Here is a 21,457-nt window from a genome sequence, read left to right on the forward strand (position 1 = left end):
TACAGCCCGGTCGGACTTTGAATCTTCATTGGAGGATGACTCATGAGAAAGCTCGGTTGGATCGCCTCGCTCGGAGCCCTGGCGTTGTGCGGGATCGCCTGCTCGACGTTTGCCCAGGGGAAGAAAGGGACCCAGACGGCGCCCGCCGGAAAAGCCACCGCGGCCATCGAGGCCAAGAGCGGAAGCACCGTCTCCGGCACGGCCGAATTCACCATGCACGACGGCAAGATGATGATCACCGTCAGCGTGAAAGGCGCGCCCGCCGGCCAGCACGCCGTCCACATCCACGAGAAAGGGGACTGCAGCGCTCCCGACGCCTCTTCCGCAGGAGGCCACTTCAATCCCGGCGGACACCAGCACGGCGCTCCCGACGCCACGGAGCATCATGCGGGCGATCTCGGCAACATGACCGTCGGCGCCGACGGCACCGGCAGCCTGATGATTCACAGCAGCGACCTGTCGCTCACCGGAGCGAACTCGGTGATCGGTCACGCCATCATCGTGCACGAGAAGACGGATGACTTCGTGACGCAGCCCACCGGCAACGCCGGCGGGCGCATCGGCTGCGGCGTCATCAAATAGGGATCCGGATCCTTCCGCCCGGCCCCGATCGGGGAGCCTGAGGCGGGAGGCGCGGGGTATCTCTGTCTGACGCCACGGGCCTGACCGATCTGCGCCGCTATCTCGACCTGCTGCGGCGGGTCGACGCGGTGGCGGAGATCTCCGCCGAGGTAGATCCGCGCCTGGAGGCGGCCGAAATCCACCGGCGCGTCATCTCGGCCGGGGGCCCGGCGCTGATCTTCCGCCGGGTCAAGGGCGCCGGCTTTCCCCTCGTGACCAACCTCTTCGGCACCCGCCGCCGGGTCGATCTCGCCTTCGGCAGCCGCCCCCGCCAGCTTCTCGAGCGGGCCGCGCGGCTTCCCGAAACGATCCTCCCTCCCTCCGCGGGACGGATCTGGGGGGAGCGGGAGCTCTTCCTGGCGCTGGCCCGGACCGGCGTCCGCCGCGGCGCCTGGGGCCCCATCCTCTTCAACGTCGAAAAGCCGGCGCGCCTGTCGCGGCTCCCGATCCTCACCACCTGGGCGAAGGACGGCGGGCCCTTCATCTCGATGGCTCAGGTCTACACCGAGCCCCCGGACGGGAAGGGGCACAACCTGGGCGTCTACCGCCTTCAGGTCTACGACGACCACACGACCGGCATGCACTGGCAGATCGGCAAGGGAGGCGGGTTTCATTTCGCCGCGGCGGAAGTCCGCGAGCAGGCCCTGCCGGTCGTGGCCACGCTGGGCGGGCCGCCGGCGCTCTTCCTGTCGGCGGTGGCGCCGCTGCCGGAAAACGTCGGGGAGCTGCTCCTGGCATCGCTCGTGATGGGGGAGAAGCTGCGGATGGCGGAGTCGCCCCTCTCCCCGCTTCCTCTGATCGCCGACGCCGAGTTCGCCCTGCTGGGACGGGTGCTTCCCCGGGAGCGCCGCCCCGAGGGCCCCTTCGGCGATCATTACGGATACTACTCGCTGATCCACGACTACCCCGTGTTCCACGTCGACGCGATCGCGCGCCGGGAGCATGCGCTCTATCCGGCGACGGTGGTGGGCAAGCCGCGCCAGGAGGATTTCTTCATCGGGGACTTCCTCCAGGACCTCCTGTCGCCGCTCTTTCCCGTCGTCATGCCGGCGGTGCGGGATCTCTGGTCCTACGGCGAGACCGGCTACCATTCGCTGGCGGCCGCCGTCGTCCGCCAGCGGTACCGCCGGGAGGCGATGGCCGCCGCGTTCCGGATCCTGGGGGAGGGGCAGCTCTCCCTGACCAAGTTCCTGCTCGTGCTCGACCAGCCGCGCGATCTGAAGGACTTCCGCGGCGTGCTCGGCGAGGTGCTGCGCCGGGCCGATTTCCGGACCGATCTCTACGTCTTCGGCAATCTCTCCATGGACAGCCTCGACTACGCCGGGCCCCGGATCGAGGAAGGCAGCAAAGGGGTGTTGTTGGGCGTGGGAGACGTGAAGCGCGATCTTCCCGAGATCTTCGCGGGCCCGCTGCCCGCCGGCCTCACCGACGTCCGGGTCTTCTGCCCGGGCTGCCTCGTCGTCCAGGGACCCCCCTTCCCCGCCCAGACCCCGCGCGGCGAGGCGGCCGGCGACGTGACCCCGATCCTGGCCCATGCCGCGCTGGATGACTGGCCGCTTGTCGTCTTCGCCGACCACGCCGCGCGCGCCGTCCGCAGCGTCTTCAACTTCCTCTGGACGACCTTCACCCGCTTCGAGCCGGCCGCCGATCTCCACGGCCGCGAGATCCGGCTGATCCGCTCCCACCCCTCGTTCACGCCGCCGGTGGCCATCGACGCCCGCATGAAGCCTTGGTATCCGGAAGAGCTGTTCTGCGATCCGGAAACGGCAGCGCTCGTCGACCGGCGCTGGAAGGAATATTTCCCGGCGGGAGGGGTGGAGATGGGTGATTCGGATCGGGCCAGTCTCGACTGACGAGGCCGGCGGGGACGCTTCAAGGGCGGGTTGTGCGCCCTTACGCTACCGACTTCCAGTTCAGGGCGAGACGCTTGCCTGTAGCCGCGCAGTCCCGAAGGTAGAGGTTAATGAGCGTCTGGTACGGGATTCCACACTCCTCCGAGATTGACTTGAAATACTTGATGGTGTGTGCATCGAGACGAATTGTCACCTGCCGCTTCAGGCGGCTCGCGTAAGGATTCCGACGTGCCTTCGAAAAGTCATATTCCTTCTTCATTCTCTCCACCTTTGATTGTAAATGTCCCGCTCCTTCCGAGTAGGCTTCCGAGCGGAAATAATTCGGATTACCCCACGGTGCTCCCGGTAGGCATGAACTAGACCAGGATTCGCAATCTGGCACTGAGCCCCAAAAGAACGAAACGACCCTCCTCGTTCGAATGCCCATGGTCATCGAGCAAAAGTGCGTACTCATCCGTGAAGATTGACTCGGCCTCGCCAAACGAAACGCCATGCTTCCGCCTATTCTCCTTGTCCTTCTTTGCATCCCACTCGAATCGCAGGTCAAGCATGCTTACAGTGTAAATACATCGTAACTGCCAGTCAAGATCCCCTTTTTTCGCATAAGAGAGGCCCCTCACAACCCCCGCGCCACGCGGATCCCGATGTTGGTGTAGCGGTCCTGGGGCCGATCCCGATCGCGCATGGCCGCGCGCAGCCCCCGCCAGCCGTTGAGCCAGGAGCCGCCCCGGATGACGCGCAGCGCGCATCCAGCGGCGTCGCGCGCCGACCCATCAGCCGGCGCCCCGGCGTAGCCGCCCTCGACGAAGCAGTCCGCGGTCCATTGAAAGACGTTGCCGCTGGCGCCGTACACTCCGAAGGCGTTGGACGGGAACGCATCCACCGGGGCGGTATTGCCATACCGGTCATTGCAGTCGGCGCCGGGCCAATCGGGATGGGCTCGGCGTGCGGAGGCGTCGAAGCTGTTCGCGTGCGCGCAGAGGTCCCGTTCGGATGTCCCCCACGGCAAGGCCGTGCTCGTGCCGGCCCGCGCGACATACTCGAACTCCGCTTCCGACAAGAGCCGGTAGGGATGACCCGTCTTCGAGCTCAACCACCCTGCGTAGGCCGTCGCGTCCTCCCAGGAAACGCATACGACGGGATGTGTGTCGGTCTGCTCGAATCCAGGACTCCTCCAGCTCAAACCAGGAGTCTCGACCCAGCGAGCCTCGTCGTTCATGGCCGAACAGGCTTCCTTGCCTTGATGGTGCGACCCACGGACGAAGCGCTCGTACTCCCCTCGCGTGATCGGTGCGCGACTGACTGCAAAGGGCCGGGCGATGCCGACCGTGTGCTGCGGCCCTTCGTCGTCGAACCGTCCAGGCTCCGTGGTAGGCGAGCCCATCCGGAAGCGACCGGCAGGAACGACGACCATGCACGGGCAATCCTCTGCGCAATCCCGGAACTGCGTGCCCGGTGCCAACGCCGCCGGCGCGCTGCGGCAGGCTGCCTGAAGCATGATGACCAGGACGCACAGAAAGGCCACGAGGAGGAAACCGCATCTCATGACTCCAGTTCCCTCACGCTCGAATCGTTTGGGCTCATGGCAGGGGTCGGGCCGACGCAGACGTTCCGTATTCCGCGTCCAGCTCGCGCAACAACGGGCCGGGCCGACTCGGGTCAAGCGGCGGCGCATTTCTTGATCGTGTCCCACGTGCGCGTCGTCACCTTGTCGCCGAAGGTCTTCTCGATGAGGGTCATGAATACGGCGCCGCGTGGGTTCGGCATGTAGACGGTGAAAATCTCGCGGCCGCGCGTGGCGAGGATCCGCGCCCCGTCGACCCAAGGGGCAGCGCGAGCTTCGCCCGATGAGGTTTTCGCAGAAAGGTGATGATGCGCTTGCCGTTGGCGGGCAGGCGGAAGGCGGCGTAAGGATCGGCCTCGAGCATTCGGCGCAATGCGTTCTGCGGGCGCACGATGGTGTGGAACGTGCGGCCGAGCTCCTTCGCCATCGCGGCTTCGGCCTTCCGCTCGAGCGTGGACATCGGTGCCGCCGGCGCGCTGAACACTACGTTGCCACTCCCCAGCACCGTCTTGACGTCGCCGAAGCCGGCCCGCTCGAAGCAGCGCTTCAGCGCCGGCATCTTGGCGTTCGTCGGCATCACGCCCCTCAGGAATGCCACGTACCGAGGCACGGTTCCCTCTACCTCGTCATTTCAACTCAGTCCGGGAGTACATTTCAAGAGCCTCTCGCTCGGTAGGAGGCTGCAGGACGCCGCGGGCCGCGAAGCTCTCGGCTTGTGGATAGGTCGTATCGCGAATGCGTTCGGCCGCTTTGACCAGATCGTAAGGCGTATGTCGAAGCTGGACGTCGGTGCCGAGCAGGAGCCAGTATGCACCTGGTTCGCCAAACGGCATCCCTACGCTGCCCGCATTCACCACGCGAACCCTTCCAACCGTCCGGTCGAACTGCATGTGGGTATGACCGCAGACGACTACGGACTCGTGGACTTCTTCAAAGATGGGTAGGAGACGGTCTTCGGGCGTCAAACGAGTAAAGCACTCCATGTCGCTTCGCGGCGTCGCGTGACAAAACAGCACCTCACCCAGCCCGTCGATGTCGAGGCGGCATGTTGCCGGCCAGCAAGCCAACACCCGCTGATGGTCCTCGTGCAGCTGCTGCGCCGTCCAGCGCACGGGCTCGCGCCATTCTTGGGGGGCTGTACGGAACCAGTCCGTCTCCGTGTCCGCCATTTGGGCAAGCACCTCACGGTCGCCATTGCCGTAGATGAACTGCGTCGGAAGGGTGAGGCCCAGCAAACGCAGGAGCGTCTCGCGAGGCATCGGGCCCGGGAGCACATCCCCTCCGACCACGACGTGGTCTACCTCCGCCTCACGAATATCCTTCAGCACCGCCTCGAGAGCAGGGAGGTTGCCATGGATATCATAGATAGCAGCGACGCGCATAGTGTCCGATCGTCAAGTCTCGTCCTCCAGAAGACCGCTTCCGAAGACCTGCCTTCCGCCCAGCGAGACGGCGAAGCCGTACAGAGTCAAGCCGAGCCAACCAACCATCACGATGAGAGTCGGTCCGGAGCTCCAGGAGGAAAAGTCGGTGGTCGTGGCGATGTCGAAAAAGTTCAAGCAGGTGAGGGCGGCGATGACCGCAAGAAGCCCGAAACGCAAAATGAGGAACGTGAAGGCCACGCTGAAGATCAAGTTGATCGGCAGCCCCAGGAGCGGGTGGTCCGACCCTCCCACGGTCAGAAGCGACAGGAGCGCCACGAAACTGCACGCCGCCAGCCACTGCCTTCTCAGGAGAATCCGCAGCAGCAGGAGGAGGAAGACCAGGATCATGCCGCTGATGATCGTGTGGATCGGCGTGTCCAGGAGACTACCGAGGGGGTACCGCAGGTCGTGGAGCAGCTCGACTCCGGCGCGGTTGGGGACGGAAGACGCCAACCCCAGCCAGCGCTCCGGATCCACCACGCTCGCCAGCGCCGTGAGCGCCGTGCCGCACGTCGCCCCCACGAGAACGTCCCGGCCGACCCGCGGGTCCCGGTAGCGCCCGGAGAGGATCCGCGTCCAGGAAATCAGCGTCTCCGGCCATCGGCGGCGGACCAGAGGCTCCAAGGCGATGTAGAGTACCCAGAGGATCGTGGCCCAGCAGAGCGTGTATCCGGTGTCGAGGAAGATGATGTTCCATTCGTCTCGCGTCGGCACGTGGTGGGCCCACAGCCCCCAGACGAAGAGGTGCACCGCTACGAAGACTCCCGCGATGCGGAACGCCCCGGATCGGTCGCCCCTCCCCTGCCTGAGGTTTCGGCGCGCGATGACCAGGGCCCCCACGACGAGCGCGAACAGAATGGCAATCCCGATATTCTGCGTGAGCCGCTGGCCGCGATCGAGCTGGAACGTCTTCATGCGCTCCGGCCGGGTCCAGGGTCCGAGAATCCTGAAATAGACCGGCCGGTCCTGAAAGCTCGCCGCCTCGACCCGGATCTTGGTGCGCGTCTCGGGGAACTCCCCCTCCCAGGCGGCGCGCGCGTCGGCATACGTGGGAGGCGTCCAGGTGGAGGCGGCCGGAGTGAAGCTCTGCACGTCCAACCCCGCCTGCCGGAAGAGCCGCGGCCAGTCGGGTGCCTTGCCCTCCGATGCCTTGTCCGCCGCTTCTTCAACCTGCGGGGGCACGACCTCCAGGAGAAGCAGCCGGCCCCGAGGATCCAGCGCGACGGTCGCCATGCCCGAGATCGACTGAGGAGGCTCCGTCATGGTCACCCGCGTCAGACCGGGGTAACCGAGGATGGGCCGTGGACTCTGCCGGTACCAGAAGAAGAGCGGCGCCGGCCGTTCCTTGGACAGCGCGTCCCAGCGCGTCACGGACGTGTCTTTTTCCTTCAGGTACTTCAGATAATCCTCGTCCACCACGAATCCTCTTACCGCGTCGGCCGCGGGAGCGGTGTGCCCCAACTCCTTCAGAATCTCTTCGGCCCGGTCCTGGAGAACCGCGGGAGACTTGTCCAGTCTCACCATGCCCAGGAGGCTGTGCCGAGGGGACAACCAGAGGGCCAGGGCCGTCGAAAGCAGCGTGGCGATGAGGCACATCCAGGCGAGGCGCGGAGCGAGACCTCCTTCTTCCCCCGCGGCGGCCACCACTTCCGGCGCCGGAGTCTCTCCGGCGGCCAGAGCGGCCGCCAGCGGATCGCCTCCCGGCAGGGAAGCCGCCACTGCCAAGGCGGAAGCAGGGCGCTGGCGCGGATCCTTCTCCAGGCACCGCAGAATGGCCCGCTCGATCGCGGGATCGAGATCGGACACCAGCGTGCCGGGACTGACGAGCGATTGCTCCTGGCGGTCGCGGATCAATTCCGTCAGGCTGCTGCCGCGCTTGAAAGGCGCCTTTCCCGTATACATTTGATAGAGGATGAGCCCCAGCGCGTAGAGATCGCTGCGGAGGGTGACCTCCTTCCCGGCTAGCTGCTCCGGAGCCATGTAGGCGGGCGTCCCCACCCGCACGTCCCCTTCCTTCATGTCCGCGGCCAGACCCGCCAGGCCGAAATCGGTGATGCGAACCTTCCCCTGTCCATCGATCATGACGTTGGCGGGCTTCAGGTCGCGGTGGACCACGCCCTTGTCGTGGGCCGCGGCCAGACCGGCGCAGATCTGCCGGGCGATCTCCGTCGCCTTGTCGGGAGCGAAGCGCCCGATCCGTCGCAGCAGCGAGGAGAGGTCCTCTCCATCCACGAATTCCATGGACAGAAAGCGCCGGCCGTCGACCTCGCCGATGTCGTAGACCCGGCACACGTTGGGGTGCGAGATGGTCCGGGCGATGCGCACCTCGGCCAGGAAACGCACCAGCCTCGCGGGGTCCTTCGCCAGAGCCTCCGGAAGGAACTTCAAAGCCACGGCCTGACTGAGCATCAGATCGTCGGCCCGATAGACTTCCCCCATGCCTCCCCGGCCGAGCAGCCCGATGATGCGATAACGGCCGGCCAGGATGGTGCCGGCCGTGAATCGTCCCTCGTCCAGCGAGCCGGAGCTCCCCGATCTGCCGGAAGGAACCAGATTGGTGGGAATCTCCGAAGTGGGAGTCAGCGCGTTGCCGCAGCGTGGGCAGAACCGACTATCGGCGGGCACCTGGCTGGAACATGCGAGGCAGGTCGGCATCTCCGCCCTTCTCTTCGGATCGGCTCAACGCAGAACCGGCGCCAGACACGGACGCAAGATTCGCCGAGAGTCTAATCCCCGGCGAGCCTCGACCGCAACGGGACGAGGAGCCCGACGATACGGTCAAGCACCTTGTCCTCGACTGCCTTCGTCATCACGCTCGCAAATTTGCCGTGTCGTAGGGCACACCGATGTACCGGGCGAGTCCGTTCAAGCGCCGGCGCACTTCCTCACATTTCCCGCACAGGGCGTCGCAACTACATCACAGCCGGAAGGTTGTTTTGGCACAAAGGATTGATAAGCCATGGGCCAGAGCCTGGAAACAAGCCACACCCAGGAGAGGTCTCGGCTAGAACTATGCGGGACCGCGACCCAAACGGTCCGAGTTGCGTAAAGGACGGCTTGTCGGGAACGGTTGGGATCGTTGGGATTGTGTATGCCCGTTGTGGAAGAAAGGAAATTTGAGAGCGCATCTGGATTGGGACGTCATGCGTGCTAGGCGAGTCGACTAGGCACGGTCCTTTCTTCTCGGCGCGTCCGATGTCCGGAGGCGCGGGCGAAACAGGGGGAAGACGGTGGCGGCGGTGAGGGACCAGAGGAAGAAGACGAAGCCGAGGAGGGCGCCGCGGTAGAGGAAGTAGCCGTGGGCGGCGGCGCGGCTGAAATCGGTGACCATCGCGGGAGGGACGGTGCGGTTGAAGATGCGGAAGTACCAGTGCCCGGACAGCACACCGAGGATTTCGCTTCCGGCCAGAAGGATCAGGATTCCCCACCACCGTCTTGACATGCGAGCCTCCTGCGTCGACTCCGTGACCAGCCTTCACGGGCCGATCTCTTACTCCGACTTGGCTGTCTAGTTCAACTGAGTTTCCTATTTCGACTCGATGACCATCACCCCGTCCCACCCTGGCGGGGGGGGCTCCGCCGCCAGGCGCTGGATGGCGCGGAGATAGAATTCGGAAGGGCCGTCCGCTCCTCCGCACAGCTCGCGCACGCTCTGGAATCCCTCGGCGGCTTCCTCGAAGCGCCGCGCCACGAAGGCCGCGAGCGCCCAATGGAACCTGTCGAGCGCGTCCGCGGGAATCCTCGCGGCCTCTCCGGCCTCCGCGAGCAGCTCGCAGACCTCCACCGCCTCGCTCCGGCCGACCACCTGGGCCCGCCCCAGCCGCCGGACCAGGAAGCCTCCGCCGGCCAGGTCCAGGGTCTCGCCGCTCACCAGGGCGCGCGTCCCCAGCGCCTTGTTCAGCCCCTCCAGCCGGGAAGCCAGGTTCACCGCGTCGCCGATGGCGGTGTAGTCGAAGCGCTGGGCCGAGCCGAGGTTTCCCACCAGCATCGGCCCGGTGTGGACGCCGATCCGCGTGATCAGCTTGCCGGCGGCCGGCGCCTCGTCCGGGCCGCCGTCGTCCTGACTCCTCGCCAGCGCCAGGGCGGCGCGGCAGGCCGCGGCCGCGTGGTCTTCGCGCCGCAGCGGCGCGTTCCAGATGGCGAAGACGGCGTCGCCGATGTACTTGATGAGCGTTCCCCCCTCCTCGAAGATGTGGCCCGTGACGCCGGAGAAGTAATCGTTGAGCAGCGCCGCGGTCTCCGGGGCGGTGAGCTTCTCGGCGATGGGGGTGAACCCTTTGATGTCGGTGAACAAGGCGGTGGCGACGATCTCCTCGCCTCCCAGGTTGAGCGTCCCGGGATTGGCCGCGATCTGCTGGATCATGTCGGGAGAAAGATAAAAGGAGAAGGCACGCCGGATGCGCTCGCGCTCGCGCGCCGTCGTCAGGTAGTACCAGACGAGGCTCAGGACGTAGGCGGCCGGGAGCTGGACGAGCGTCGGGATAACGATCGGGATCCAAACGTGGCCGCGGGTGAAGGCGAGCAACCCGGCCACGGGCGGCAGGACCAGCAGGAGCAGGAACGCGGCGCCGCCGAGCAGGGGGCGCAGGGCCATGAAGGCCGCGATGGCGAGCAGGGGAAGGAGCAGCAGGAGGGCGGCCTCGGCCGCTCCCGGGAGGAGACCGATGCGCTTCCCTTCGAGGAGATTCGCCGCCAGGGTGGCGTGGATCTCCACGCCGAAGGTGCTCTCTCCGGAGGCGCCGCGGAAAGGAGTAAGGAACGCGTCCTTGGCCGCCGGTCCGGCCGCCGAGGAGCGGGCGATCCCGACGAACACGATCTTGCCTTTGAAGAAGCCGGCGGGAAGATGGCGCTCCGGCTCCAGCGCCTGGTAGAAGGAGACGGTGCGCACGCTGCGCGCCGGACCGTAGTAGTCGATGAGCCGGTCGGCCGCCTCGTGGAAGCGGCGGTCGGACGTCGCGACTTCGTAGGCCGCCAGCGCCAGGCTGGGACGGTCCTCATGCACCAGCCAGGCGCGGCGGATCACGCCGTCCCGATCGGTGGGCAGCCCGACGTCTCCGACGGCCGCGGCGGCGGAGGCGAAGGGAGAGTAGGGCTCGACGAGCTGGGCCCGGCGGAAGCGCGGATCCTCGGTGAGCTCCACGGTTTCGCCGAGGACGGCCTTTCCCGAGGCGCTCAAGGCCTGGCGGAAGGCTTCGTCTTCGGCGGCGTCGCGCGGCTTGTCGAACAGGATGTCGAAGGCGATGGTCCGCGCACCTTCCCGGGTAAGGGTCCGGATCAGCTCGGCGTGCAGGCGGCGCGGCCAGGGGAGAGCGGGATCGACGTCGAGGGCTTCGTAGGACTCGTCGTCGAGGACGACGACGCAGACGCCGTCCGGGGGCGCCTGCACGCCGCGCCACTGGAAGAGGAAGTCGAGCCCGTAGGTCTCGAGGCTCTCCGCGGGCGGCCAGTGCAGCAGCAGGATCCCGGCCAGGCCGGGGATCAGCGCGATCAGCAGCCCGGCCTGCAGCGCCCGCGAGCGATCCTGCCGGCTCCGGCGCGCCATCTCAGTAGGTGAAGTTCACCCGCAGGGAGACGGTGCGGGCCGGGATCACCGTGTCCTGGATCGCCCGGTCGTAGAAGTCGAATTCCCGGTCGCTGACGTTCTGGGCCTCCAGGATCGCCGAGCCGAAGCGGCGCGGGAAGCGGTAGCCGACGTGCACGTTGCCGATCCAGAAGCGCGCGTTCACCGAGTTGCGGCTGTCGGAGGTGAGATCGTCGAACTGATCGACCTGCTGGCGGTAGAGGGTCGCGTCGCCGCCCGCGAAGAAGCCGTTGGGCAGGAAGAAGCGCGCCTGGGGCCGCAGCTTCGAAGTCCGGATGTAGTCCTGGAACAGACCGACGGGGCTGATGCGCGTGGAATCGAAATCCTCGGTGCGCAGCGCGTAGTCCACCCCGGCGGCGAAGCGCTTGCCCAGGGTCGCGTTCAGGTAGGCGCTGGAGAGAGTCTCCCGGCTGTCGCGATGGACGATGACGGTCGGGAGCTGGAAGGCGCAGCCGCTGAACGGATCCTCGGTGGTGCAGTAGGCCTCGGGGATGTCGAGCCGGCGGAAGAGCAGCGAAGCGCCGCCGAAGAGCCACTTGGCGAATTCCTGATCGACGCCGGCCCCCCAGGAGCGGGAGCGGGTGCCGCCGGGCTCCTCGAAGAACTGGTTGAAGCCGGCGACCTGGGTCGGCTCCAGCGTCTGCAGGCGGCCGAGGTTCGGGCTGAGGCGGTAGAAGCCGGCGGCCCGCAGCGTCGTCTTCGAGCGCGCGTACCAGGAGACGCCCAGCTTCGGGCTGACGCGGGTCTCGGTGAACGGGACGTCGGCGGGCAGGATGTTCGAATCGCGCGGCGGGATCAGGCCGGCAGGCGACTCGACGCGCTCCACGGACGCTCCGGCGGTCACTTCGAACGGCCCCATGCCGCGGAGCTTGGCGTAGGCGTAGCCGTTCCAGAACTTGTCGTCGCCGCTGTCGCTGCCGAAGGGCGACGAAAGCTCCACGTCGCCGTCGAACCCGCCCGCGCCGAAGATCCAGGCGATGCGCGAGGTCCGCCAGACGTCCTGGACCTCGAGCTGCGGCCCTTTCAAGGTACCCGTGTTGGTGATTCCGGAGCCGATAAAGCCGCCGCTCTGCTCCGTCTTGTTGTAGATCGCCGAGACGGCCAGGTCGTTGGCGGGCGTGAGGAGGTGGTGCCAGCCCAGCCCGATGTTGCTCTCTTCGGTTTCGAAGCGCTCGGGGAACTCCAGCGCCGGAATCTGGCGCAGCGGCAGATCGCCCGACTCGCGCCGGCCGCGCAGGAGATTCACCTGGAAGCTGTCGCGGTAGCCGGGGGAGTACTCGAAGAAGCCGCGGTAGACGGCGTTCTTGGCATCCGAGTTCACCCGGAAGCCTTCGTCGCGATCCTTGCGGTAGCTCAGCGCGGCGGCGTAGCGATCGCCATTGAGCGTGCCGGTGGCGTCGCCCGAGAACGAGCCGCTCTCGTCCAGCGTGATCGGATCGATGAAGGAGGGGTCGCTCGGGGACAGCTCCGAGAGATCGGTGTCGGTGCGGCGGGCTTCCACCCCGGCGAAGGCGCGCGGGCGGGGCCGGTCGAACAGCGCCGTGTACTCGTTGAACGAGACGCTCTCGTTGATCGCGTCGGGCCGCGCCGCGTTGGCGGAGACCGGCTGGTAGATGCGCGCCTGCAGGACTTCGCTCAGGAACGCGGGGGCGAAGAAGGGGACGTTGCGGTAGTTCCCCGACAGGAAATAGTGGGAGGAGAAGTTGGCCTGGTCCTGGTCGGCGCTGCGCCGCGCCGTGACCAGCCCGAGCTGCTCGAAGCCGAGGTCGTTGTAGATGCGCGCCAGGTCGGTTCCGCGCACGGCGCGGTCCTCGTCCAGGAGCAGGCGCGAGCGGTACACGCCGCGGCGATCGTTGCGGTCGATCGATTCCTGCAGGTCCCCGAGCGCCTCCACGGGGCGGTTGTCGTTCTGCTTGCGGATGGCATCGTAGAGATAGGGCGTCGGATCGGAGGGATCCAGATCCTTGGCGGCGGCGAGCTCCTTGCCGGCTTCGGTGGTGCGCCGCTCCTCGTAATAGGCCTTCCCCAGGTACGAGCGCAGCAGGGAATCGGCCGGGTCGAGCAGCGCCGCCGTCTGCAGCTCCTCGCGGCCGGCCTGCACGTGTCCCCGCCTTATGCGGGTGATGCCGCGGCCCAGATGGGCCAGCGAGAAGTTGCCGTCGGCCGCCACCGCCTTGTCGAAGCTCTTCTCGGCCTCGTCAGTGTGGAAGTCGGCCAGCTCGACGAATCCCAGGACGGTGAGCGCGCGGGCGTCGCCGGGCGTGCGGCGCACCGCCTCCTCGGCGGCCTTCTTCGCTCCCTGGATGTCTCCTTCCGCCATGCGCAGCTCGGCGGCGCGGGCCAGCGCCACGGAGCTTTTGGGATCGAGCTGGGCCGCTTTTTCGGCGAGCTCTCTGGCGCGCTCGATGCGGAACGAGGCTTGCGCGGCATACGAGCCCGCCAGCGCCGCGGCGGGAGACTTAGGGTCGGCTTTCATCGCCTCGTCCGCCAGGCGCGCCGCCTCTTCCTTGTGATCCATCGAAAGCTCGACGACCGAGGCGAGAGCCAGCGCCACCGGATCGGAGGGGTGCTCCTTGCGCGCCTTGCCGACGGCGGCGCGCGCTTCCTCGACCTGTCCTTCCGAGAGCATGTGGGCCGCTTTCGCCAGGGGCTTCCCGGCGTCGGCGTCGCTGCCGCCGAGCACCGGCGGATAGTAGAGCGCCCAAGCCACCGCGTCGCGCGGCTTCACCAGGATTCGCTTGACCGGCGCCTTGCCGCGCTCGACGTAGGCCTGCTCCCCTTTGCGGACCTCGAGGCTCCCTGCTTCATTCGATGCCAGGACCACTCCTTCCACCATGGTGATGGTGGTGGTGGAGTCCTCGGCGACCTCGATGGCGAATTCCGTCCCGCGGATGGCCGCCGTGACGGTCGGGGTCTCGATGCGCCCGTAGTCCTTCGGGGTGCGGCTGGAGAAGTAGTGCTTGCCGGAGAGGATCTGGAGCAAGGAGGGCTTTCCGGCGTCGGCCGGGACGATCTCGACCTCGCTCTTCTCGCCGATCCGGTGGAGGGTCTGATCGGAGTAGAGGATCGCGGCGCGGCTGGCGGCTCCGGTGCGCACCCGATCGCGATCGAAGAGGCTCTGTCCGACCGCGGAGGGGGACCAGGCCCCGCCCGCGCCTTGACGCGTCTCGACCTGGTTCTGCACGGCCTCGATCTTCGCCCGGCTCGGAGCCGAGTCGGCGGCTCCCCGCGCCGTCGTCGGGATCAGGATCGATGCCGTCAGGAGAACGGCCGCGGACGCCCGGATGAGGCGTCGCACGGCAAATCCGGCGCGCGAAGATCCGGTTCGCGGTCGTTGCGCAACTCGGTCGCCCAGCGGCGCATTCATGGTTTCCCCCCTATATACGATGGAGCCCCCCGCCGTTTCCCGGGGCGGAGGGCTCCACGGTCTCGTCGCGCGAGCCTACTTGATGTCCTTGAACAGCTCGAAGCCGGTCTTGAAGATCCTCGTCCCGGCGATCACGAACTTCATACGGTACTTGTGGGCCGACAGATCCTTGGTGCGCATCTGGTAGATCCATCCTCCCAGGCTGCTCTGGTAACGGAACTCAGGATCGAACTGGTTCGGAGAGTCGTTGATGTTGATTTTCGTCAGGTCCACCGGCTGGTTCGTGGTCAGGTCGAAGAGCTCGACGATCTTCGGCGGAAGCGCGTTGGTCGCGTCGAGGTTGAGGCCGCCGCAACTGAAGGTGAGCTTCAAGGGCCGCGTCTTGCCCAGCGCGAAGGGCTTCGGGGGCATGGGCAGCGAGCGCGGATCGTCCTCGGGAAAGGCGACGGCCATGGGGGCATACAGCCCCACGAAGCCGTCAAAGCCGTTCTGGATGTTGGTCGGATCGCACTTGCTGCCGATGCCGAGCGTCAGCGGCACGTCCTCGGAGACGGGGTTGCCGTTGGCCGAGCCGGTGAAGTGCAGCAGGAAGATGCGCGAGGTGTCGCCCAGGTAGTTGGCGTCCGTCGACAGGACGAACGAGCTGTTCCCCAGCTTGGGCGTCACCGCCGGAGGCGTGGAGCAGTTGCCGGTGGTGGCGGGTGTCCCCGGAATGTCGGGATAGCAGGCGGTGTCGGTCGAGATCGACACCGTCGTCGGGTTGTTGATTCCGTCGTTGGGCGTGAGATCCTGGGCGGGGCTGGAGATCTTGGCGCAGCCGCCGAAGAGGGTCGCGTACCCGGTATTGGCTACCGACACGTTGACCTTGACCGACTCGCCGGGCTGCCATAATCCGTCGCCGCTGGTGTCCTGGATGCTCACCGCGATCGGGCTGAGCGACATGGCGATCGTGCCGTTGGCCGGGCGGCTGGTATCGGGCACCAGCTGCAGGAACGGTCCGACGAAGGCGGAGCTGCCGTCGAGGCAGAGGTCGGTCGTGGGGTTCGGCGTGCTGCCGTCCAGGCAGACGTGGATGAAGCTCAGCACCTCTTTCGCCAGATAGCTCGCCGAGTTGCAGTTCAACGAGGTGCTCTGGCCCGAGGGAACCGTCTGGGTGGCCGCCTGCGTCTCGCAGACGGGCGCGGGGGGAGGCAGCGTGACGAGTACCTCCGGAGCGGCCAAAAGGTTGGAGGAGTTGGTGCCGGCTCCGGAGATGCAGAAGCAGGAGTTCCCCTGGCTGCAGGCGCCCTGTCCCGTGGACGGGCAGAGGGTGTTGCAGTTCACGCCGCAGCCGCCGCAGTTCTCGGCGTCGGTGTGGACGTTGACGCATTCGTTGTTGCAGGCCGTCTGCAAAGGCGAGATACAGGTGAAGCAGGCGGAGTTGGCGCAGATCTGGTTCGTTCCGCACGCGTGCCCGCAGGAACCGCAGTTCAGCGGATCGGAGGTGAGATCGACGCAATCGGCGCCGCACAGGGTCTGGCCGATGGGACAGGACGCCACGCAGGCACCGTTGTCGCAGAACTGGCCGTGCAGCGTGTCGCAATGGATCCCGCAGCCCCCGCAGTTGCTCTCGTCGGTCAGGTAGTCGACGCAGGTGCCGCTGCAGTTGAGCTGGTTCGGAAACGGACAGCACCCGGGAGGTCCGGCGTCCAGATGGGCGGTCACGGCGCCGGCGGTGTAGTTGGTCAGCGTCGTGTTGTAGTTGACCTGGCCCGATCCGCCCTGCTGCGAGCTGGTCGTGGCGGTGACCAGGGTTTTCGGCGGGCTGAAGAAGGTGACCAGGCTGGAGGTGAGCGACGTGTTGGAGAGCGTCACGCCGGAGGTGCTGAGCGAGCGCCCCGGAACAACGAACGGTCCGCGCGAAGTTCCCACGGGAAGTCCGGCCGTGGCCGTGAAGCAGATGTCATTGGTGCAGTTTTGGCCGGTGTAGGAGTAGATCGCCGAGGAAGTCTGCCAGGTCCACTTCGTGCCCACGCCCGTGGAGGTCCCGGCCGCCAGCGTGCCGTTCCAGGATCCCGGGCCCGCATTGGCCCATTTGAAAGTAAAGGCATTTCCGATCGACTTGTTCGTGAGGACGTTCTCGATCTTCGCGGGGTAGGTCGACAGCACGTTCAAGGTGACGCTGCTCTCGGCCGTCCCGTTTCCATCCAGGTCGACCGCCTTCGTAGCGGCCCGGACGATCAATCCTCCCAGAGTCACCATTGCTGCGAGGATGAGAAGGTACGTACAAGTACGTAGGACATGTCGTCGACGCATAAAATCCCCCGCTGAAATCGGCCCTCGCCGTCGCCCTGTCGCGATTTTGTTAGAATGCTTCCTCGATTGATCTTGCTGACCGGTTATTATAACGACGGATCCGCCCCACTGGGGCAAGCTTTTTCAATCTTTCACGCCGAAGCCCGGGAAGACGAGCGGGGGAGGGGGACCCTTGTGAAGCGGCCCGTTTATCGTCTCCGGTTCTGGGGAGTGCGGGGAACCGTCCCCAGCCCGGCAGCGGACAAGCTCGAATTCGGCGGCAACACCATCTGTCTCTCCGCCGCCCTGGGGGACCGGGACTACCTGATTCTCGATTGCGGCAGCGGCCTCCGGCTGCTCGGGAGCCAGCTGGTGGGGCTGCGCAACCGCACCTCCCGCCGGTATCATATCTTCCTGAGCCACTATCACTTCGACCACGTCGAAGGGCTCCCTTATTTTCCGCCGCTTTACGATCCCCACAGCATCATCACGTTCCATGGCTTCCGTTCCGGCCGGAAGTCGCCCCAGAAGATTCTGGAGACTCTGATAGCCCCGCCCTACTTCCCGGTCAAGCTCGCGGGGGTCCCTGCCCGGCTCCGGTACAAGACGGACGAAAGCTCTCCGTGGACGTTCAAAGATGTTCGCATCAGTTCTCTCCCCTTGCGTCATCCCAACGGCTCGCTCTCCTACCGGCTGGAGCACGCCGGCCGGCGGATCGTCTTCGCCACCGACCACGAGCACGGCGACGCCAAGACCGATCAGGCGCTGATCCGGTTCGCCGATCGCGCCGATTACCTGATCTACGACGCCACCTACATTCCGGGGGAATACGAGAGCCTGAGGCGGGGATGGGGGCACAGCACCTGGTACGCCGCGGTCCAGACCGCCCGCGCCGCCCGCGTCAAGACCCTGGTGCTCTTCCACCACCACCCCGATCACTCCGACCGGGACTTGAAGGAGATCCTGAGAGTGGCCCGCAAGGAGCTTCCGTCCACCCTGGCGGCGCGGGAAGGTATGGAACTGCCTTTTTAGTGTCGCGTCCCAGAAATCCCGTTGCATTCGACCGTCGATCCATCCCGGCTGGCTTCGTTGCACCTCGCTTACGTACCGGCTTCGGGTACGCCGCGCTCGGCGCGCCTTGCCATCCGGGGCGCCTCGAAGGTCTCGATGCTAACGTGATTTCTGAAACGCGATACTATTCTATTAGTTAGCGGATAGTTAGGAGGGAAGGCGGCGGACGAGCAGCATCGTCATGTCGTCGATCTGAGGGCTCAGACCGCCGAAGCGCTCCACCTCCCGGACGATGAGCTCCAGAAGGCGCGACATCGGCTCCTGCTGATGGCGCCGGACCAGCTCCCCGACCCGGGCCTGCCCGAACGGCTCCGACAGGGCGTTTTCGTGCTCGAAGATGCCGTCGGTGATCAGGGCCAGGATGTCGCCGGGGTCGAGCTGGTGCATGCGCGGAGAGGGCAGCGCCATCCCCGCGACGAAGCCCAAAGGAATCGTGGACGCTCCGAGCCAGTCGCACTGCTCCGTGGCGGCGTGGAAGTGGAGGAGCGGCCCCTGACCTCCCGCGTGATAGATCACCCGGTGGCGCTCGGTGTCCAGCAACCCCAGGAAGGCCGTGACGAACCGGTTGTCGGGAAGGTCCTCGACCAGCTGGTCGTTGATGTGGCGAAAGGCGTCGTCCAGATCGGCGCCGAGCCGGACGGCCATCCGCAGCATCGCCCGCACCTGCGTGACCGAAAGCGCGGGGCCGAGGCCGTGCCCGGTGGCGTCCCCGAGCAGGAGCATGAGCCGGTTTCCGTCCATGCCGATGATGTCGAAGATGTCGCCGCCGGTCTGATTGGCCGGGCGGCTCCAGCCGGCCAGGTCGTAGCCGGCGAGTCGCGGCACGGCTCGCGGCAGGACCCTGATTTGAATGTCCCGCGCGACCGCGAGCTCCCGCTCCATCTTCTCCTTCTCCACGAGATCGGCGAGCATCTGGGTCCGCTGGATCGCCACGGCGCACTGCGCGGCGAGGGCCGTCGCGATCCCCTGGTCCTCCTCGGTGAACACCCCGGTGTCCTTGTTCAGCACCTGCATGACGCCGACGAGCGAATCGTTGTAGCCGATCAGCGGAACGGTCAGCAGGCAGCGGGTGCGGTAGCCGGTCTTGAGATCGGATTCACGGTTGAAGCGCGAATCGGCGTAGCAGTCCGGGACGTTGATCAGGCGGCGCGTCTCGGCGCACTCCCCGACGATCCCGCGGTTCGCCGGGAAGCGCAGCGACCCCACGCCGGTGGCGACGGTGGTGTAGAGCTCGCGGGTCCGGGGGTCGTATAGGAAGACACTGCCGCGGTCGGCGCGGAGGACGGTCCGGGCGGCGTCGATGACTTCCGTGAGCAGGGCGGTGAGATCGATCGGGGTCGCGAGCCGGCGGGTGACCTCGAGGATCCGCTCCATCGGATGGGCGCTGGGGGGCTGCCGGCGGGCTGGCGCTCCGGGAGCCTTCTTCTTCCGCGCCAGCTTCTTGGGTGCCTGCCTTCGGGTTGGCGGAGCGAGAGCCTTCTTCCGAGCCGGCGCTCGGGACGCCCGGGCTGGCGCGCTGGGAGTCTTCTTCCGGGCCGGCGCCCTGGGTGCTTGCTTCTTCCGGCCCCCCCCCATGTCCCTCCTCCTCCTTGGTTTCCTAGAGATTAGCAGAGAATGCAAGCGGTGCCTAACGCACCGGCGTTGTCGTATGATGGGGGCGCGAACCGATAGGACCGCTTGACAGGAGGCTCGGTGGCGAGCGCCGGCCGTCCCCCTCGAAAAGGGGTGGGCAAATCGATCATCCTTGGCGCCGTTTTCGTGGCGGCGCTGCTGGCCCTGGTGATCTACGCCAGCTCCGGCTTGGGCCGCCACGCCTGCGAAGTCTGCCTCGACTTCGAGGGGCGGACGGCGTGCCGGAAAGCCGAGGGGAACACGGTCGAGGAAGCGCGCCGCACCGCGACCGACCTGGCCTGCGCCATGCTGTCCTCCGGCATGACCGAGAGCCTGCGATGCGCCAACACGCCGCCATCGAGCGTGACCTGCGACGGGACGCGCGCCTCAATTGCTGGGGGGCGGTACTAAGGAGCCGACATGAAGCATGAGAGGACGCCGGGAGGGGGGCTGAAGCTGGAGCTGGACGATCGGGAGGCGCGGCTCCTGCGTTATCTCGCGGAGCGGGCGACGTTCGTCGACACCCCTCCGGAGGAGCAGGAATCGATCCTCCAGCTGGCGGAGCAGATCCTCGCCGCGCTGGGCCAGAAGCCGTCGCCGTGAGCCGCGAGCCGGTCCACATTCTTCACGGATTGTCGATCCCGGAAGACGAGCTGGAGCTCAGGACCTCGAAGAGCGGCGGCCCCGGCGGACAGAACGTCAACAAGGTGAACACCCGCGTCACCCTGCGCTTCGACGTGTTCCGCTCGCCGAGCCTGTCGGAGCAGCAGAAGCGGCGAATCGTCTCGCGCCTCGCGACGAAAATCACCGCCGCCGGCATCTTGCACGTGACTTCCCGGAAGTCCCGCAGCCAGGCCGCCAACCGCGAAGCCGCGGAGGAGCGTTTCGCGGCGCTGCTGCGGGAGGCGCTGACCCCCAAGCTGGCGCGCCGGCGAACGGCGGCGCCGGCGGGCGCCGGGGCGGAGCGCTTGCGGGCGAAGAAGCGCCGCTCCCGGATCAAGCGGAGTCGATCCCTCCCGGGCTGGGAAGACTGATGTAGTGTCGCGTCTCCGAAAGCCCGTTAGCACCGAGGCCGACGGCCAAATGCAACGGGATTGAGGAGACGCGACACTATCCCCAGGGCTCGGAAGCGCCGCGCTTGTACCAGGCGCAGTCGCTCGCGGCGGCCCGGGTGCGCGATTCGAGGGCCGCGCGCGCGGCCGCGGAGATCGGCTGGAAGCGCCGCCCCAGCGCCACGTTCTCCTCGAGCTGCCGCACCGAATCACAACCGATGATGACCGTCGAGACGGGCAGGCTCCAGACGTAGTCGACGCATTCCCTCATGGTGAGGCCCGATTTCGCCAGGAGCCTCCCGCGGGCGGGCACTTTCATGCCGATCACGCCCATCTTCTTGGCCGCCGCCGCCCCGAGGAGCTTCTCCTGGAAGGAGAGGTGATGCGGATCGGCGGCATTCAGCGCCATCAGGATGCAGTCGAAATCGAATCGCCGGATTCCCTCGAGGAGGCTGGCCGGGTCGTAATGGCCCGTGATTCCCAGGAAGCGCACCATCTTCTCCTCCCGTGCCCGCACCAGCGCCGCAAGCGACCCGTCCGGGCGGAAGATCGAATCGAGATCCTCCCGGTCGCTGACGTGATGGAGCTGCCAGAGGTCGAGATGATCGGTGTTGAGGCGCTTCAGGCTGTTCTCCAGCAGGCGCAGCGAGCCGTCGCGGCTGCGATCGTCGGTCTTGCTGGCCAGGAAGGTCTCGGAGCGCCGCGTCTTGAGAACCTCGCCGAGGTAGTCCTGGCTCGGCCCGTACAGCGGCGCCGTGTCGCAATAGTTCACCCCGAGGTCGAGGGCGCGATGGATGATCCGCACCGCCTCCTGGCGCGCGGCGGAGCCGCGCTCCTCGAGCCGCGCCTGCCCTCCCAGGGAGAACAGCGCGACCTGATGGCCGGTGCGCCCCAGCGGGCGCTTCGGCATCGCCGCCGGCGCGGGAGTCTCGGCCGCCCGGCCCCGCGCCCGGATCGGATCGAGCGCCGCCAAGCCGAGCCCGGCGCCGCCGGCCAAGCCGATCTTCATGAACTCTCTGCGGTCCACCTTCTTGCCCAT

17 protein-coding genes and 1 pseudogene are annotated in these 21,457 nt (G+C 66.9%); 6 read left to right on the plus strand and 12 right to left on the minus strand.

All coding sequences use genetic code 11. From position 1 onward, the window contains the following. The first annotated feature begins 42 nt into the window (after positions 1-42). Positions 43-582, plus strand: coding sequence for a superoxide dismutase family protein (locus VGR67_13625; GenBank protein HEV8337451.1), 540 nt, complete (start codon positions 43-45; stop codon positions 580-582). A gap of 89 nt (positions 583-671) precedes the next feature. After that, complete coding sequence (locus VGR67_13630) at positions 672-2,474, plus strand: UbiD family decarboxylase (GenBank protein HEV8337452.1); 1,803 nt, start codon at positions 672-674, stop codon at positions 2,472-2,474. A gap of 40 nt (positions 2,475-2,514) precedes the next feature. On the opposite strand, the gene VGR67_13635 is transcribed toward VGR67_13630, so the two are convergent. From VGR67_13635 to VGR67_13680, 10 genes and pseudogenes are all read right to left on the minus strand, one after another. Further along, entirely contained in the window at positions 2,515-2,733 is a 219-nt protein-coding gene (locus tag VGR67_13635; GenBank protein HEV8337453.1) for a BrnA antitoxin family protein, read from the minus strand. Then, positions 2,730-3,025, minus strand: a pseudogene (locus VGR67_13640) (BrnT family toxin). The gene VGR67_13635 and the pseudogene VGR67_13640 overlap by 4 nt, the downstream one beginning before the upstream one ends. A 65-nt stretch (positions 3,026-3,090) precedes the next feature. Beyond that, positions 3,091-4,020: a formylglycine-generating enzyme family protein gene (locus tag VGR67_13645; GenBank protein HEV8337454.1), complete on the minus strand. Its 930-nt coding sequence runs from the start codon at positions 4,018-4,020 to the stop codon at positions 3,091-3,093. A 190-nt stretch (positions 4,021-4,210) separates the two neighbouring features. Then, positions 4,211-4,615 (minus strand): DUF1697 domain-containing protein, encoded by a 405-nt coding sequence (locus VGR67_13650; GenBank protein ID HEV8337455.1) that lies wholly within the window; start codon positions 4,613-4,615, stop codon positions 4,211-4,213. Between the two features lie 49 nt (positions 4,616-4,664). After that, on the minus strand, positions 4,665-5,420 hold the full coding sequence (locus tag VGR67_13655) for a metallophosphoesterase family protein (protein HEV8337456.1): 756 nt from the start codon (positions 5,418-5,420) through the stop codon (positions 4,665-4,667). 12 nt (positions 5,421-5,432) lie between these two features. Continuing rightward, entirely contained in the window at positions 5,433-8,117 is a 2,685-nt protein-coding gene (locus VGR67_13660; GenBank protein ID HEV8337457.1) for a serine/threonine-protein kinase, read from the minus strand. Between the two features lie 508 nt (positions 8,118-8,625). Further along, the gene (locus VGR67_13665; protein ID HEV8337458.1) at positions 8,626-8,904 is read right to left on the minus strand and encodes a hypothetical protein; all 279 of its coding nucleotides are present in this window, start codon (positions 8,902-8,904) and stop codon (positions 8,626-8,628) included. A gap of 84 nt (positions 8,905-8,988) precedes the next feature. After that, positions 8,989-11,004 (minus strand): adenylate/guanylate cyclase domain-containing protein, encoded by a 2,016-nt coding sequence (locus VGR67_13670; protein ID HEV8337459.1) that lies wholly within the window; start codon positions 11,002-11,004, stop codon positions 8,989-8,991. A 1-nt stretch (position 11,005) separates the two neighbouring features. Further along, positions 11,006-14,341 carry a FecR domain-containing protein gene (locus VGR67_13675; protein HEV8337460.1) on the minus strand — a complete coding sequence of 1,112 codons (3,336 nt, stop codon included), beginning with the start codon at positions 14,339-14,341 and terminating at the stop codon, positions 11,006-11,008. A 144-nt stretch (positions 14,342-14,485) separates the two neighbouring features. Next, the gene (locus tag VGR67_13680) at positions 14,486-16,633 is read right to left on the minus strand and encodes a hypothetical protein (protein ID HEV8337461.1); all 2,148 of its coding nucleotides are present in this window, start codon (positions 16,631-16,633) and stop codon (positions 14,486-14,488) included. A 246-nt stretch (positions 16,634-16,879) separates the two neighbouring features. Here VGR67_13680 and VGR67_13685 point away from each other — a divergent pair, with 246 nt between their 5' ends. Continuing rightward, a complete protein-coding gene (locus VGR67_13685; GenBank protein HEV8337462.1) occupies positions 16,880-17,716 on the plus strand; it encodes an MBL fold metallo-hydrolase in 837 nt (278 codons plus the stop codon). Positions 17,717-17,902: 186 nt separating this feature from the next. Here the strand turns inward: VGR67_13685 and VGR67_13690 are convergent, their stop codons facing one another. Continuing rightward, complete coding sequence (locus VGR67_13690) at positions 17,903-19,129, minus strand: GAF domain-containing SpoIIE family protein phosphatase (protein HEV8337463.1); 1,227 nt, start codon at positions 19,127-19,129, stop codon at positions 17,903-17,905. A gap of 318 nt (positions 19,130-19,447) precedes the next feature. Between VGR67_13690 and VGR67_13695 the strand changes: the two genes are divergently transcribed. The 3 genes from VGR67_13695 to arfB are packed head-to-tail and all read left to right on the plus strand — an operon-like array spanning position 19,448 to position 20,400. Beyond that, complete coding sequence (locus VGR67_13695) at positions 19,448-19,777, plus strand: hypothetical protein (GenBank protein HEV8337464.1); 330 nt, start codon at positions 19,448-19,450, stop codon at positions 19,775-19,777. Positions 19,778-19,786: 9 nt separating this feature from the next. Beyond that, a complete protein-coding gene (locus tag VGR67_13700) occupies positions 19,787-19,969 on the plus strand; it encodes a hypothetical protein (GenBank protein HEV8337465.1) in 183 nt (60 codons plus the stop codon). Then, a complete protein-coding gene (gene arfB, locus VGR67_13705) occupies positions 19,966-20,400 on the plus strand; it encodes an alternative ribosome rescue aminoacyl-tRNA hydrolase ArfB (GenBank protein ID HEV8337466.1) in 435 nt (144 codons plus the stop codon). Before VGR67_13700 ends, arfB begins: the two co-directional genes overlap by 4 nt. A gap of 76 nt (positions 20,401-20,476) precedes the next feature. Here the strand turns inward: arfB and VGR67_13710 are convergent, their stop codons facing one another. Next, positions 20,477-21,457: an aldo/keto reductase gene (locus VGR67_13710; protein HEV8337467.1), complete on the minus strand. Its 981-nt coding sequence runs from the start codon at positions 21,455-21,457 to the stop codon at positions 20,477-20,479.

It is taken from the genome of Candidatus Polarisedimenticolia bacterium (assembly GCA_036004685.1).
GTDB lineage: Bacteria > Acidobacteriota > Polarisedimenticolia > Gp22-AA2 > AA152 > DASYRE01.